11 protein-coding genes are annotated in these 15786 nt (G+C 43.8%); 7 read left to right on the forward strand and 4 right to left on the reverse strand.

Annotated features, from left to right (window positions below; translation table 11 throughout):
• The first annotated feature begins 91 nt into the window (after positions 1-91).
• From AC0YN6_RS21085 to AC0YN6_RS21110, 6 genes are all read left to right on the forward strand, one after another.
• Positions 92-1834 carry a sensor histidine kinase gene (locus AC0YN6_RS21085; protein WP_475749257.1) on the forward strand — a complete coding sequence of 581 codons (1743 nt, stop codon included), beginning with the start codon at positions 92-94 and terminating at the stop codon, positions 1832-1834.
• Positions 1831-3303 carry a response regulator gene (locus AC0YN6_RS21090; RefSeq protein ID WP_475749259.1) on the forward strand — a complete coding sequence of 491 codons (1473 nt, stop codon included), beginning with the start codon at positions 1831-1833 and terminating at the stop codon, positions 3301-3303. Before AC0YN6_RS21085 ends, AC0YN6_RS21090 begins: the two co-directional genes overlap by 4 nt.
• Before the next feature lie 171 nt (positions 3304-3474).
• Positions 3475-4770: an ABC transporter substrate-binding protein gene (locus AC0YN6_RS21095; protein WP_475749261.1), complete on the forward strand. Its 1296-nt coding sequence runs from the start codon at positions 3475-3477 to the stop codon at positions 4768-4770.
• Between the two features lie 45 nt (positions 4771-4815).
• The gene (locus tag AC0YN6_RS21100; protein WP_475749263.1) at positions 4816-5706 is read left to right on the forward strand and encodes a carbohydrate ABC transporter permease; all 891 of its coding nucleotides are present in this window, start codon (positions 4816-4818) and stop codon (positions 5704-5706) included.
• The gene (locus tag AC0YN6_RS21105; RefSeq protein WP_475749264.1) at positions 5691-6512 is read left to right on the forward strand and encodes a carbohydrate ABC transporter permease; all 822 of its coding nucleotides are present in this window, start codon (positions 5691-5693) and stop codon (positions 6510-6512) included. Before AC0YN6_RS21100 ends, AC0YN6_RS21105 begins: the two co-directional genes overlap by 16 nt.
• 39 nt (positions 6513-6551) lie before the next feature.
• On the forward strand, positions 6552-7691 hold the full coding sequence (locus AC0YN6_RS21110) for a glycoside hydrolase family 88 protein (RefSeq protein WP_475749266.1): 1140 nt from the start codon (positions 6552-6554) through the stop codon (positions 7689-7691).
• A 121-nt stretch (positions 7692-7812) separates the two neighbouring features.
• On the opposite strand, the gene AC0YN6_RS21115 is transcribed toward AC0YN6_RS21110, so the two are convergent.
• Together AC0YN6_RS21115 and AC0YN6_RS21120 are read right to left on the reverse strand one after the other, a co-directional pair.
• Positions 7813-8628, reverse strand: coding sequence for an MBL fold metallo-hydrolase (locus AC0YN6_RS21115; RefSeq protein ID WP_475749268.1), 816 nt, complete (start codon positions 8626-8628; stop codon positions 7813-7815).
• Positions 8629-8666: 38 nt separating this feature from the next.
• The gene (locus AC0YN6_RS21120; RefSeq protein WP_475749270.1) at positions 8667-9527 is read right to left on the reverse strand and encodes a DMT family transporter; all 861 of its coding nucleotides are present in this window, start codon (positions 9525-9527) and stop codon (positions 8667-8669) included.
• Between the two features lie 479 nt (positions 9528-10006).
• Here AC0YN6_RS21120 and AC0YN6_RS21125 point away from each other — a divergent pair, with 479 nt between their 5' ends.
• A complete protein-coding gene (locus tag AC0YN6_RS21125) occupies positions 10007-11116 on the forward strand; it encodes a GerAB/ArcD/ProY family transporter (RefSeq protein ID WP_475749271.1) in 1110 nt (369 codons plus the stop codon).
• Positions 11117-11177: 61 nt separating this feature from the next.
• On the opposite strand, the gene AC0YN6_RS21130 is transcribed toward AC0YN6_RS21125, so the two are convergent.
• A complete protein-coding gene (locus tag AC0YN6_RS21130; RefSeq protein ID WP_475749272.1) occupies positions 11178-13328 on the reverse strand; it encodes a fibronectin type III domain-containing protein in 2151 nt (716 codons plus the stop codon).
• Positions 13329-14155: 827 nt separating this feature from the next.
• Positions 14156-15433, reverse strand: coding sequence for an IS110 family RNA-guided transposase (locus AC0YN6_RS21135; RefSeq protein ID WP_475749273.1), 1278 nt, complete (start codon positions 15431-15433; stop codon positions 14156-14158).
• Positions 15434-15786: the final 353 nt, after the last annotated feature.

Consider the following 15786-nt stretch of genomic DNA (forward strand, 5'->3'; position numbering starts at 1 on the left):
AGGCAGTCGCACACAGAGCTCGACTTTCGACGCAGTTAGGCAAAATGAATGTACGATCAACAAGTGGGTTAATGCAAGAGGGGGCCGCTGCATGGAACGAGGGCGTATAGGGATGCGAATGACGCTGCGCACGAAATTTATTATTGTGCTGCTTGCTGTTGGTGTGTTACCGATGCTGCTCATCGGTTGGACGGGTTATTATGTCTCTCAAAATCTCATTATCCGCCAAGCGAGTCATATACAGCAGCAAGCGCTGCAGCAAAGTGTAGCTAGTCTTGAGGAGAAGATGTCGATGATGCAAACATTAGCTGGCTCGCTCATTCTAGAGGATAAAATGGAGAAGATGCTTAATCCGAATGCGTCTTCCCGCAATTTAGCCGAGTATGGACAAGAGTGGGGACAATTCGAGTCGATGCTCAATAAGCATACATTCATGAACTTTATGCATACGCCGATTGTAACGATTTACGGCTACAATGGAAAAGTGTTTTCCAGCTGGGTGTCGAACGGCGAGCCTTTATTTGAATTTCTGCACAACAATCATGAATTTATCCGTCTGCTTAAGGAGGGCGGCGATTCCAAGTTTCATTGGGCAGCTCCGCATGAGAATTTTACGGCATCAGGCGGACAAGAGCCGCTAGTGTCGTATGTTCTTGGATATATTGAAAGTGATACAGGGAAAGAATGGGGTAAAATTATTATATCAACAAAAATAGAGTTGATGACTGCCCCCTTTAAAGATTTGTTAGGCCAGTTTACGATTTATGACATAAATCATAAGGCTATCTATAGCTCGATAGATTCGCAATTTGTCTCCAAGAGTTCAGATCCATACGACAGCGAGAAAATGCTATATGTAAACAGCACATTGAATAACGGCTGGAGCATCGAAGAGAGCATCCCATACAAAAGCATCCTATCCGAATTAATGAATTTTCGGAATATTATGTTCGCAATTGTCGGTTTTTGTGCAGTCGTATCGATTGTGCTGGGTCAAGTGTTTATCGGACGTATCGTCCGTCCGATCAAGCAGCTTGTTCAGCTAATGAAGCAATTTGGACACGGACATGTGGAAAGCGATACCAGTATTACAGCGGATCCTGAATTGAGCATCCTGCAAAAGTCATTCCGCGAGATGAAATCGGATCTTAAGTCGCTTCAGGATCAAGCTAAGCAGCAGCAACGCGTAGAGCTTGAGCTGGAATTCAAAGCTTTGCTATCGCAAATACAGCCGCATTTTGTTAAAAATACACTTGCAGCGATCAATGGGCTAGCGCTCCAGGGAGATACGAAGCAAATATGCTTGCTGGTTGACTCGCTGGGATACTTCCTAGCTACACGCATATACCTAGATCGCCCTGTCGTTACGTTAGACGAAGAATTAACAGCGCTAGACCATTATTTAAATATTATGCGCATCCGATATCCTGACAAGTTCCATGTAATTGTTGATGTACCCGATGCGCTTCGGAATCAGAGTATCGTTCGGTTTGCTCTGCAGCCGATCGTCGAGAACGCCATTTATCACGGTATGCATAGTGGCGATTCTGTTCTGCATATTTGGATTCAAGCTTATGATGTCGGTGACTTATGTACGGTCATGATTGCTGACGATGGTAAAGGCACAGAGAGGAATCCTCTTCACAAACGGATTGTCCAGAGCGGAATGGCAGACAGCCTGCAAAGCTTCTCTGGTATTGGACTTCACAATATTGAGCAGCGCATACGCATCTTATTCGGTCCATCGTATGGATTGCATTTTGAGAGTGAGCTTGGAAGCGGTACGCAGGTAGAAATTCGAATGGCAAGACAGAGAATGGAGGAGCCCAAATGATCCGTGTTATGTTGGCTGAAGACGAAATGCTCATACGAGAAGGACTAAGAAGGATGATCCCGTGGCAAACATATGGTTTTCAGGTAGTGGGTGAGGCGGACAATGGGGCTGAAGCGCTGACCATGTTCGAGCAGCTCCGGCCGGATGTGGTATTTACCGACATACGAATGCCTGTTATGGATGGGATGACGCTCATTACTCATATTCGAGAAATAAGTCCTAAAACGCCAGTATGTGTGCTAAGCAGTCATACTGATTTTAATTTAGTGCAGCAGGGCATTCGCAACGGCGTATTCGAATATTTGGACAAGCTTCATCTATCCTCGGGCGATATTGAGGAGTGCTTAAAGCGACTGAAGATGAAATTCGAACAATCAGATACGGATTCAGGCGCGTCATACAAAGCAGAGCTTTTGCCGAACAAACCTAACGTAGAGCTTAATCCGCTGACTTGGTTGAAAGCATATCGCCATAATAGCCAAGTGGAAGGTCGGTGGTGTTGGATTATTGGAGAAATTGCCGAGTCTAACTTCTACCCTTGGGAGCATGATGGGTTCTTGGGGGATTTTCCTTATGTGAATGCGGTTAAGCAGAACAGGATTTTCCTGGATGCGAGCAAGCGGATTCATATGGTGCTGAATGCAGCTGAAGAAAATCCTGAATTTTTCCGAACGTGGTTTAATCCTTATTTGAAATGTGCATTCGCTGTCAGCGATGAAGTTCAGAGCTTCTCACAGTGGGAGCATGCGTTTCGGCAGGCGGAGGAGCTGCTTACGGATTTGTTCTATGAAGGCTGGAACAGTTTTTTGAAGTACTCGAATAAACGCGATTACAGGCTAGATGCCTCTGTATTTAATAAACAATTATCGGACGAAATGCTTCGTCTTCTATCAACAGACCGTGCAGAAGCGTGCATTCAAGCTATGGAAGAGGCGATGAATCACGCTAATCAAGCCGGAGTGCATCCACGCAAACTGAAGCAGGCTGTTACGATGCTGCTGCTAAAGGGTGTTCAACCGAATCGATCGGAGCACGCGAATTCAGCGCATATTGGGGAAGCAATTGGCCAATTGCAGAAAAGTCGTACCAGGGAAGATATGATGAGTGCGCTTGCTGCCTTTGTGCATGAGTTCGCTGATCTAACGCCGCAATCCACTTATTCGGAGGAAGTAGCCAAGACGCTTTCTTATATGGAAAAGCATTTGAGCGAGAAAATTTCGATCGGACGCTTGGCGGAGGTGGCTCATTTGAACCCGAACTATTTTGCGACCTTATTCAAAGGGCAAACGGGTGTAACTCCAATGGGGTACTTAACCGAGCTTCGCATGAATCGTGCCAAGGAGCTGTTACTAAATACGAATTTATACATTCAAGAAATAGCCGAGCAGACAGGATTCGTAAATCTCAGCCATTTCTCGAGATTGTTCAAGCAAGTTACAGGCCGTTCTCCGTCAGAATATCGCCTCTAATTCAGCACGATCTAAGGAACAGAACAAGCATGCTGAGAAGCAGCACAATGAACTTGGCATAATATGAATGCGATTACATTTTGACTGAATCTCAAGCAAAGACGGCGTGCTGCCCTCCCGTATATACTCGGAATGTAAGAACCAACACAAACAAACTAGGAGGGCAATATTATGAGAAAGTGGATTTCGGCTTTGCTCACAGTGGGACTTAGTGTCTCCTTGCTGGCTGGTTGCGGCAACAAGCAGGAAGCGGCATCTACAGAGGCACCTGCACCTGCACCAACAGAAGCGGCTAAAGCGCCAGTATCAATTAAGTTTATGCATTGGACAGACACAGCATCAGAGCGTATGTACGCAGATCTTGTGAAAGCGTTCGAAGAGAAGAACAAGAATGTTAAAGTTGAGCTTGTAAAAGCAGACATCAAAACATACTCCGAGAAATTAACAATAACGATGACAGGCGGAAATGACATTGATGCTTTTGCTTTCAAGAGCTTAGGAGACTATTACAAATTCGCAACAACAAATCGCGTTCCAGCGCTTGACGATCAAATCAAGAAAAACGAGAACGATTTGAAAGGCGTTAACAGCAAGTTAGATGTCGTTAAAGTGGACGGCAAAGTATACGGTCTTCCTTTCCGCAATGACGTATGGGCGCTTTATTACAACAAAAAGCTGTTTGATGAGGCGGGCGTTCCTTATCCAAAGGACGATATGAACTGGGAAGAATACTTGGAACTGGCTAAACAAATGACCAAAGGAACAGGCCAAAACAAAATTTGGGGTTCCTTCATGCCAGACTGGGCTCAAACATGGTATATCTACGGTAGTCAACTAGGCAAAACATTGTTTGACGAAGACTTGACACCGTTCCAGAAAGGTATTGAGCTGCGCAAAGAGCTTTCTACAAGCGGTGCGCAACCTACTGTAGCGGAGAATAAAGCAACAAATGCGCACTATCGCACAGCATTCCTGACAGGCAAATATGCAATGGTAGTAACAGGAACTTGGTTCCCAGGCATGCTTGAGCAAGACAAGAAAGACGGTAAGCTGAATTTCGATTGGGATATGACTTATGTTCCGCATCCGCAAGGCGTGGAGAGAGGAACGAACATGTCTACGCCTGTTGTTCACTCGCTAAACGGTCAATCTAATCACAAAGATGAAGCATTCGCATTCATTAGCTTTATTTCCAGCGAAGAAGGACAAAAAATTGTAGCGAAATACCAAACACCTGCTTCAAACAGCGACAGCGTTATAGAGATTTATAAAACAAGCTTCACGCAAAAATTCAATTTGAATCCTGTGTTTGATGTAATCCCTGTTCCAGAGCGTGTTCTAAAAAATGGACTGGCTCAACTTGACACGATCATCGATCAAGAAGGCGTACGCGCGCTGCTTGGAGAAATTACGCCAGAAGAAGCACTTAAGAACATTAAGGATCGTCGTTCAAAAGAAATCAAATAAAAAGTCCTGCATGCGCAAACGGGTTTAGGATAGGAGTGACATACTATGCATAGTAGTTTTTTTAAGCGAGCGTTTCATCCTCAAGCATTAACAGCGTATTTGTTCCTGCTGCCCAATCTGATCGGTTTCCTGATCTTCATCGCGGCTCCAGGCGCAATGGCCTTGATGCTGGGCTTTACGAAATGGGACGGCTATAATCCGATGGAGTGGGTCGGTCTGGAAAACTATAAGATGATGTTAACAGACGAGAACTTCCGGATTGCGCTAGTCAATACATTGCTCTATACGTTCGGCTCTTGTCTGTTTGTCGTGTTAGTTGCGATTGGACTTGCATTACTTGTGAATCAGAAGTGGAGAGGCATCTCGATTTTCCGAGCTGCCTTCTTCTTTCCCCATATCGCATCATTCATAGCAGTAGCGGTCGTCTGGCAGGCGATTTTCCATCCGACACTTGGACCGATTAATATGTTTTTGAGTAAATTTACAGATCATCCTCCAGGGTGGTTGGTAAGCGCTGATTGGGCGCTTGTAAGCTTAATTATCGTTACAGTATGGAAATTATCCGGCTATTATATGGTGCTGTTCTTAGCAGGTTTACAGGGAATTCCGGCAGATTTGTACGAAGCAGCCAAAATCGATGGCGCGGGTGCATTTCGCAGATTGTGGAAAGTAACGCTGCCATTGTTGGCGCCGGTAACATTCCTCGTGATCATTACTTGCATCATCAGTTTGTTCAAATCGTTCGATCTGATCTACGTGATGACCGAAGGCGGTCCAGGAAGAGCAACAACGGTCCTTGTATACGATATTTTCGCGCAAGGCTTCCGAAATTCTAATTTCGGGTATGCTTCAGCTGAAGCTGTGGTGCTGTTCGCCATCGTGATGATTATTACATTAATTCAATTTAAGGGGGAGAAAAAATGGGTGAACTATTAAAACGTGCCAGTCTGGTTATGCTTCTAACCGCTGTTGCAGCTGCCATGGTTCTGCCTTTTTTCTGGATGCTTTCTACCTCTTTTAAATTGGAAGAGCATGTATTTGACTATCCGATTCGGTGGATTCCTAAGGTTTGGGCACCAGAGAACTACGTGGAAGTATGGACAAGTATTCCTTTCTTTCTGTACTACTTCAACTCTTTGAAAATTTCTATACTCGTTACGGTTAGTCAGCTTGCAACATGCTTATTAGCTGGATATGCGTTTGCGCGCCTGGAATTCCCTGGACGGAATAAAGTATTTCTCATCTATTTAGCGTCTTATATGATTCCTTATCAGGTTATTATGATTCCACAATATTTAATTATGAAAAAGCTGCATCTGGTCAATTCGCACTGGGCGCTTATTTTTTTGGAAGCATTTAGCCCATATGGCGTGTTTCTGATGAGACAATTCTTCATATCGATATCGAAGGAATTGTCCGAAGCTGCTCGAATCGACGGCTGCAGCGAACTCAGGATTTTCTGGAACGTCATTCTGCCGCTAGCTAAGCCTGCGGTCGCTACACTTGTCATCTTCGTGTTCTCTTGGGTTTGGAACGATTTTCAGGCGCCTCTCATTTACCTGAATGATGATAAATTGAAGACGATTCCGCTTGCACTCGCAAGCTTCCACGGCGAGTTCGCTTCACAGTTTCAGCTCATTATGGTCGGAGCAGTATCATCGCTGCTGCCTGTTATCGTAATCTTCTTCATAGCACAGCGCTATTTCATTTCGGGACTGAGTGTTGGAGCTGTAAAGGGTTAACTGGAGTCCAATAACTTATAGAAGGGACGAATACTTAAGATGTGGATTAAGGAGATTGAGGATGCGGTTAGAAAAATTCGCCGCAATTTAGAGCGGAACGGACTGTCGTTCCCGCATATTACCAATGAAAAACGATATGAATGGTCGGCAAATGATGATTGGATTGAAGGCTTCTATACGGGCATGACATGGCTGAGCTACGAATATACAGGGGATAGCTTCTTCAAAGAACAAGCTAAACTGCAAGTTGATGATTTCAAGAATAGGTTGGAAAATCAAGTTTTCTTGGACCATCATGATATCGGATTTCTGTATGGATTATCTGCGCTTGCCGGCTGGATCGTAGACAAAGACACCGATGCTCGCGACCTCTCACTTCAAGCGGCAGAATTGCTGATGCGCAGATGGAGATCGAAAGGGCAATTTATTCAAGCGTGGGGAGCAGAGGATGACCCTCAGAACGGCGGACGAATTATTATTGATTGCTTATTGAACTTGCCTCTTCTGTACTGGGCATCTGAGTACACAGGCGATCCTGGATATGCCCAAATCGCGCTAAAGCAAGCGAAGCTGTCGCGGAGGTACTTGGTTCGCGGTGACGACTCTTCGTATCATACATTCTATTTTAATAAGGATAATGGAATACCGATCGGAGGCGGCACGCACCAAGGTTTTCAAGATGGATCGACTTGGACGCGCGGTCAGGCGTGGGGTATTTATGGGTTCGCGCTCTCATATCGCTATACGAAGGAAGAGGAATTCCTAGTAACTTCGAAGCGTATGCTGCGATATTTTATCGATCATTTGCCAGAAGATTTCGTCGCATATTGGGACTTCAATGTACCTATCGAGGAAGGAACAAGTCGCGACAGCTCGGCTTCAGCAATTACTGCCTGCGGTATGCTGGAGCTGCTGGAGCTAATGCCTAATGACGATGCTGATCGAGCATGGATTGAAGAGGCACTGCAGCGTACCATGAAATCGTTAGCTGCGAATTACGTGGCGATTGGCGAGGAAGCCGAAGGCTTGCTGAAGCACGGTTCTTATCACGTAAGAGGCAATATGGGACCTGATGGTTATATGATTTGGGGCGATTACTACTACTTGGAAGCGTTAATGCGTCTCGAGCGCTCGGTGCCTGGCTATTGGTATGAGCGGTCCAATGCTGCGGCTAAATAGTCTGAATCAAGAGAATGCTCTGAGCAAGTGAATAGATGAAATCGAATTGCAAAAAAACGACGGTATGCATAGTGTCAAGCGACTCTATCGCATACCGCCGTTTTCTTATGTAAAGCTAATGTTATAATTTCACGATTAAACCGTCATAAGCAACGGTGATACCTTTAGGTTCGAATATGTTCATCAAATCCTCATGCAGTAAACCCGCGTTATGCGAGAAGTGAGTGACGACGATTTGAGCATTCGGGCTCAGCACGCCGTTCGCTTGCATCCACTCCTGCGTATCAAGAACGGCATCAATGTTCATATGGTTATTTCGCTTCGGATATGCGCCTGTCGTGCACTCCAGAATTACGAGATCGAGCTTCTTGCCTTTTAGCCACTCCCATGTTTCTTCCGGAAACCAACCGCTATCGTTCCCGTAGAAAATTGTTTTGCCATCTTTTTCAATATAGAAAACGAGGCAGGTCTCGAGTTGATCATGATCTGCGGGCAGCGGCACGATGGTAGCTGTCTGTGTCTTCACGGTCTGGAATGGCTGAATTTTATGGAAATGATAGTGGTGAGGCATGTTGTCGATCGCTAACGCCTGTTTGCACATTTTTAGCGGCACATCATGTCCATATACATGAATGGGATTATTGCTCGATTGGGCGAAACCAACAGATCGTATAGCCATATCTTCGCCGTACATATGATCGGAATGCGAATGCGTGAATAACAGATCTTGAATGTTGTCCATATCAAGCCCGTAACGCAGTGAGTGGTAGAACGTGTCCGGAGGGAAATCGACCTTCAACACTTCATCAATCATGACAGACGTGCGGGAACGAATATTTTTCTCTCCTAATGAACGAGCCTTCTTACATGTGACGCATTGGCAGAAAAGTGATGGAATGCCTTCATAGGCAGCCGTTCCGAGAAAATGAACTTTCATGAGATAACCCCCGTCTTTACTGAAGTTTCGTGAAATGTTTAACCAAATAAACTAATCGCGATAATGCCAGATGCAATCATAATTGAAGATGATATCCGCAGAATTCCCTGCTGCTCTTTAAGGATGAGAACTCCAAGGAATGTAGCAAAAACAATTCCTACTTCACGAACCGGTGAAATATGAGAGATTGGCGCATATTTCATCGCAAGCAGGAACAATAAATACGAGCCTGGATTTAATACGGCTCCGGTTAGAATAAGTTTCCAATTGTGCCTCCATTCTGCTGCGAATTGTTTGGATTTGATCATCGCAGGCGTCAGAGTCATCATGAACCCGATATTTCCAATTTCAAGCAGTGACAAGGCGGACAAATTGTGAATGTTCATCTTGTCGACGAGCACATAGCAAGTTGTACTTAAACCGACTGCGAACGCAAGAAGAATTGGCTTATAAGTGATAGCTGCTGCGCGATCGCGAGAGGTCCAGCCGCTTAATAATACGAAGCCGCCAATAATGCACAGAAGCCCGAACCAGCCCCATAAGGAAAGTGATTCGCCGAGAAACACGACACCAATAAGCGGTATAAGCAGCGTGCTCGTGCCGCGCATAAGCGGATAAACCTGGGATAAGTCGCCTAGATCATAAGTGCATGTAAGCAGTAACGAATAGACACCCTGACAAACGATGGATAAGACGATCAGAACATAGCCTATCACAGGCAGAGGTGTATGCCACAGTTCGATGATTGTAGATGGCAATAGAGCTACTGAGGTCAGAAGGAGAATGGACCACAGGAACACACTTTTATTACGGCTTCTTTTGGCGAATAAGTTCCAGACGGCATGTGCGAGTCCAGACGTGACTACTAAGAGCACGGATAATGTTAGCAATGGAATCATCTCCAGAATCATGGTGGCGTAATAATAACATTTATCTATAGCTAAAAGGGGTTAAATCGATAGAAACTGAATAGCGGCATATTAACTCTAAACTAGAAAATATTCCGGTCTGAAGCTTCGTATAGAGAGCATATTTGAGCATGGTTACCCTCTGAAGATTGGAACAATTGGGCTGTGAGAAAGAACAACGCACCACATGAGCAAATCGAAGGTCTTCGTATGATGACAGTCGTAGATCCCGATGGAAATCAATTACGAATATGTACTCGTTTATAAAAAGTCTTATAAACCAACGGGAGACGAAGCCATTCCAACGAAGCGGTTTGTTGCCAATCAAATTGGCAACGGTGCTTGCCGGGATAAAGTGCGGGGATGTTAGAGTGAGTGGAAAACTTGGTTGGATATCAATTGCGAGAAGATTATTTCCCTATTACTTGTTAATACTTGTTGAATAGACATTTATTTGGGGGATAAAGGAAATGCTTGAAAACAACGAAAAAATATCATTTCGTCAATTTAGGGTATTAGTGTTCTTCTTTACGATTGGCGGGGCCATCATATTTATTCCATCGTTAACTAATAGTGCAAAACAAGATTCTTGGATAGGGTATATAATTGGGGCAGGAATCGGACTATTGTTTGTATTATTATATAACATCCTAGGAAGCTCTTTTCCTAATATGACCATAATCGAATATAGCGAGAAAATATTGGGAAAGTGGCTTGGAAAAACAGTTTCATTTTTATACTTTACTTATTTTTTTCATTGTACTGCTTATTTTCTTCGACAAATAGGTGATTTTATGATTACATACATCCTAATTGAGACACCGATTGAAGCCGTTTATATTTACTTTTTCATTATTATTATCTTGGGAGTGCGCTATGGACTTGAACCTTTTGCTCGAGCTTCTGAAATTTTTTATCCTTTGATCCTATTGCTCTTTTTTATTTTTGTTGTTTGTATTTCTCCTCAAATACAAATTAATAATATACATCCTATATTAGAGAATATAAATAAATTACCTAGTACTATTTATTATTCTATCGATTCTCCTTATTTGCAACTAGTGACGTTCTTAATGCTATTCCCTTATGTTATCCAATTAAAAAAAACTAAAAAATCCTTTATCTTAGGAACACTGATTGGCTCCATTGTTTTATCACTAATAGTATTATTAAGTATTTTAGTTCTAGGAGTTTATCAATCATCGAGTCAACAATACGCAACTTATATTTTAGCTAGAAGAATAAATGTAGGAAATTTTGTTCAACGGATAGAAGTAATAATAGCGCTTATATGGTTAGTGGCGTTATATTTCAAGACGACAATTTTCTTTTATGCAGCAAACCTTAGCCTTGCACAAATATTAAAATTAAAGGATTATCGTCCTTTAACTTTTCCTCTAGGAATGATTGCAATTGTCTATGCTATTGTGAGTGTTCCGAATATCGCTTTTCTAAAAGATTATGAAGCAAATGTTACAACATTACATCACTTAACTTTTGGACTGTTTTTGCCCTTATTATTGTTAGCTATAGCTAAATTACGAAAAAATAACAAAAATTTGTCTAAGATAAAACACTAGCGTTGCACGAGTAAGCGAAAAACCCCCTGATGCTAATCAGGGGGTTTTTCACTTTGTTATTTTAGAAAGAGGAGGGCAGCAGCTTAGAAAAACTACTGGCTGCTTGTACAAGATTATTTATGATCCTCTCAGTGGCATCTGTTATAGCTGCTTTGGATATCCTTAATGATTTGATCTGCTCGATAGCCTCTTTCCCCATATCTATCATGTCCATAATCTGCTGTGTCTGCTCTACGTGCGAGGTCGCGGCGTTAAGCTTGCTTTGCACCTCGTCCAGCTCGGTTTCAAATGCATTCATAATACTCTGGAGCTTGACGGCCGAGTCTTTGTCAGGCATTAGGATCACTTCTTTCTCGAAAATAACTTTATTTTCGCCATAAGGATTGACGAGCGCTGCTTGAATGACTGCTGTTGCGTTATACATTCCTTCAGGAATGGAGACGGTCCCGTCTGGCGTTACACGGATATCAGGGCTTCCGGATACCTTCTTCCATAGGAGCGCTTGAGGCGGAATGTCTAAAGAAGCTGCCTTCAAGCTGTAATTGTGCTGATAACCGCTATTGCTTACCTTCACTGATTCCTGCGCCTTTAAGCGGATATAAGCAATCGTCATCGCCTGAATTGCCGGCATGTCATGTTCCAGCCTGCGATGGAAACTTTGCAAAGTCAGCTGAACATCATAGGTGTAGACGTTTAAATTCCACAGCATCTTGCTGATTTTATAATAGGTTGTTTGCAACAGCTGATTATTGATGGCATCCATGAGGACGTCCATCATTTTCTGTTTATCGTTTAGTAGTCCTAACTGTTCCAACGGGGACAATCTTGATACAAAATAAAGGATTTGACCTTCGATCCCTCTATAATCGTTGCCATCCCCGAAAACGAACGTCAGAACATCCTCGGTTGTCAGGTTCGTTACGCCACCTGCCGCCGCTATCGTATTCAGTGCCACCATCAATTCGGGGTCCGACAGGATCTCTACTAGCCCGGTCTCTTGCTCATTGTAGGGGAGCGAACCAATCGCCAGTATGATATCAAACAGCTTCTTTTTCAATTGGGCCTGATTAACAGATGCAGGCAGCTTTAACTTGATTTTGTTCCAAATCGGGTCAATCAAGGATAAGTCTTCTATTTCGTCCAGTTTGGCAATCTCGGCGCTCAGTCTTCGTACATTCTCACGATCAGCCTGATCGCCTGCTTCAAGAGCGGCACGAAGCTTGCCGCTCCATTCTAGAAACGGTGCCCCCGTCTCATAGTCCACGGTAAAACTGCTGGTATGCTTCACAACATTCCCGTCCATATCTCTGGCGTAGACCAAGAGGGAATGAGTGCCACTTGGCAATCTGGGGGCAACCGCTGTCAGCGTCCCGGTTGACTCGTCATAACTGGACGGTACAAGCTTATTGTTTACTCCGATCCCAGTCATGATTGGATTAATGCCGGAATTTTCATCATACACATGAGCCGTAATCTTCGGCCACGCCGTCGTTAATAAGTCGCCATCAGCAGGAGTCACATATTCGATAATCGGGCTTACTCGATCCTGCGGCAATGTTGTTGCCGAAGCGATAGGACCATCCGTTGTCCAGCTGCCGTCGGAACGCTTCGCCTCCACTTTGAAGTTGTATGCGGTTTTTGGCATTAGACCCGTTGTATCAAATGAGGTGGTGTTTCCATCTACAGACCCAATGAGCAGGCTATTGCCATAAATTCGATAACCCAAGCTTTGTGTGGCAGGCGTCCAGGTTAAACGAAGTGACGTCACATCGATATTCTCCACTTTCATGCTGCTGTCTTTCCAAATCGAAAGCTGGACTTTGAAACTTCCATTGTACTCCTGCAATAGATTCATATCACGATCCAATACACGAATAATTAGGGAATGAGCGCCATCTTTCAAATCGGAAACATGCGTAAACACCATGCCATGCATGAAATTGATTTGACTCGGGTCAATGGGCTGACCATCAACGATAATGATGATATCGCCCTGATCAGCCAGCGGAATACCTAAAACAAAAGTGATGAGTGTAAAGCCCTCGGTAAGCAATGCGCCGTCCGGCGGGCTAACATTGCTGATAGTGGATGTAGAAGCAGTTGGTTCTCCCGTACCCTTAATCTCTTCCGCATGGGCAAACGGGGAAACGCAAAACAGGATGAATAAGGCTGCAACGAGCAAATAAGAAAGCCTCTTCGAAAAAGTTTTCATAATTCCCTCCTCAATCAAATTAATTTTTATATCTTGTAATAACATACCATTAAAGTTCTCGTTTTGAATAACTTTTTATTTCAATTATTGCTATCAGGATTATATTTTTTACTGCATGCGGATGATTGGCTGCAGGTGAATGATCTGGTAAAGTTCAAATCGCTCAAACAGCATTTAGATCCGAATGTTGACTCTGTCTACACGGAAAGATCGGAACTGCATTCCCTATTAAACTTATAGCTACGATGTCCCGCGCGCCGATTACGTCTGCCGGATCGCTTATTATTTTCATGAAAACCATGATTTCGAGAAAGCGGTTTTTTGCAAGGAGAATTTCAGTTTATTGAGGAGTGTCACCGCATACTAAAGGAAAGAAAGTACCAACCTTAGCCTGTACGACGGAGGTACATCCCACTCCCTTTCTTTATTATGCTCCCTCGGAGAATAAGTTTTTTCTCACGAATACTCGCGAATTCGCAGGATTTCACATATAGATTTAAATAGGAGTTTAAATGATTACATAAAATGGGCTAGGCAGTTCCGTTTGAGGGCATGCGGGAATAGAAGGTGTTGGTCTATTTACAACATCTTCCTAAGAAAGATTTGCTGCACGCCTCTCTCCACAAGGTCCTTGGGATTCACTCTCCCAAATCTCAACGGGTCTATGCCCTTACATTCCTTCGTCCTATCTATCCAAGGTGTGGAGTCCGATCAACGTTAACGGAACGGGTTTATGCCCTAAAGCGTAAAAATCTCGGTACTCCGTGCTTTCTTTGTGAAATCCTGCGAACGAGCTAATCTACGTATCTGGGTTGCGAATTTAGTCGTTAAGCTGCTAGTAGCGGTTGAGCCTTATCCGCGGAGAAAGTTTGTCCTTCTCGCGCCATGGCTACAAGCATTCGAGCCAATTTACCAATCAATTTCATCATGGATTGCATCTTCGTCATTCCTTTTACTTCAATATTGTGTGCATGCACGGCTTGGAATGCACGATTGTGAGATAAGAGGTGAAACACTGAGAAGTACAAATGCTTCCGTAATAACGAGCTTCCTCGTTTGGTTAACTTAATGTGCCCCTTATACTTACCAGAACTACGTTCCGCTAAGTTTAATCCAGCCTTTCGCAATAACTGATTTCCGTGAGACAGCTTACGTAAGTCCCCGCCAAATGCGAATATGGCAGCCATAGCGGGAACAGAAACACCGACGGATCGAACGAGATCAGAACAGGGGATCTCGGGCAATAGCTTTTTAATGATCTCGTCCGCTTCATCAATGATGTTGCAGATTCGTTCATATTCTTCGATGAGGTGCCTAAGTTCCCATTTGTCTTCTTCAAGGGCAGAAGCATCTCCAACGCTATGTCTAGCGAGTGTTTGGAGCTGGATAGCCTTGTTCCTGCCTCGCACACCGCCAGGTCTAGCCATGTAAACTCCCCAAGTTTGCACCATCTGCTCCGGAGTTAACTGCAATACGTCAGATGGGGCTGGGAAACGACGCAAAGTGGCTAATGAACGAGGACTAAAAATATCTTCGAACGCTTTGCAGTATTCTGGAAAACGGATATCCAACCAGCGGTGGATTCTGTTCTTAATCCGTCCGGATTTAACGACCCAATGCTCTCTGTTTGTGACAATAACCCGTAAGCGGCGGAAGTCTTCTTCCTTTGGAGAGAAGGGCGTACAAAACCCGCGGCTCACTGCATCGGCAATGACCAAAGCGTCCTTTGGGTCATTCTTTGATGGAGAGTTATCTCTGTTTTCCTTATTGCGTTTGGTCGTCATCGAATTAACAAGAACAACAGAAATCCCTTGTTGCATCAACCAATGAGCGAGATTGAACCAGTAGTGACCGGTACTCTCCATTCCCACAATGACGTCATTTAAGTTGTGCCTGTTCTGTAATTTACGAATACTGCTTATTAAATGCTCAAATCCTGCTTGGTCGTTCGAAAACATAATAGGGCGATTGGTGAGGACAATACCTCGAAAGTTAATAGCTTGAGCAGCATGTTTTTCCTTGGCAATGTCGATGCCAATGACAAGCGTAGAAGTGGAAACACGTTCTACACGTTGATTTTGAGCTTTAGTTAGTCTAGACTTCATAATAACGCCTCCTAAGGTGAGTTCTGAGGGCTCCAACCCAGTACATACTCATCCTAGCGGGGCGTTCGTTTTTCTGCAAATTGAATCTACTAACACCTACAGGAATGTTAACGGGTAACGATAGTTAAATACTGAAAAGGCTGCCGCTTGGCAGCCTTTTGTTCAACTAAAGGGCAGGTTAGTTGAAAATACACAGATGTATAATAGAACAAACATAAGACATTGTCGGAGGGGTTATATGAAATGCTGACTGAGAAGCAGAGATTACTTTTCGAAAACTTAAAGATGATATGAACAATCTCCGAGGTAACTACATGATATACCAAACACGCGTAAAGCTTGTGAAAACAGGA

The organism is Paenibacillus sp. J22P15 (assembly GCF_056269345.1).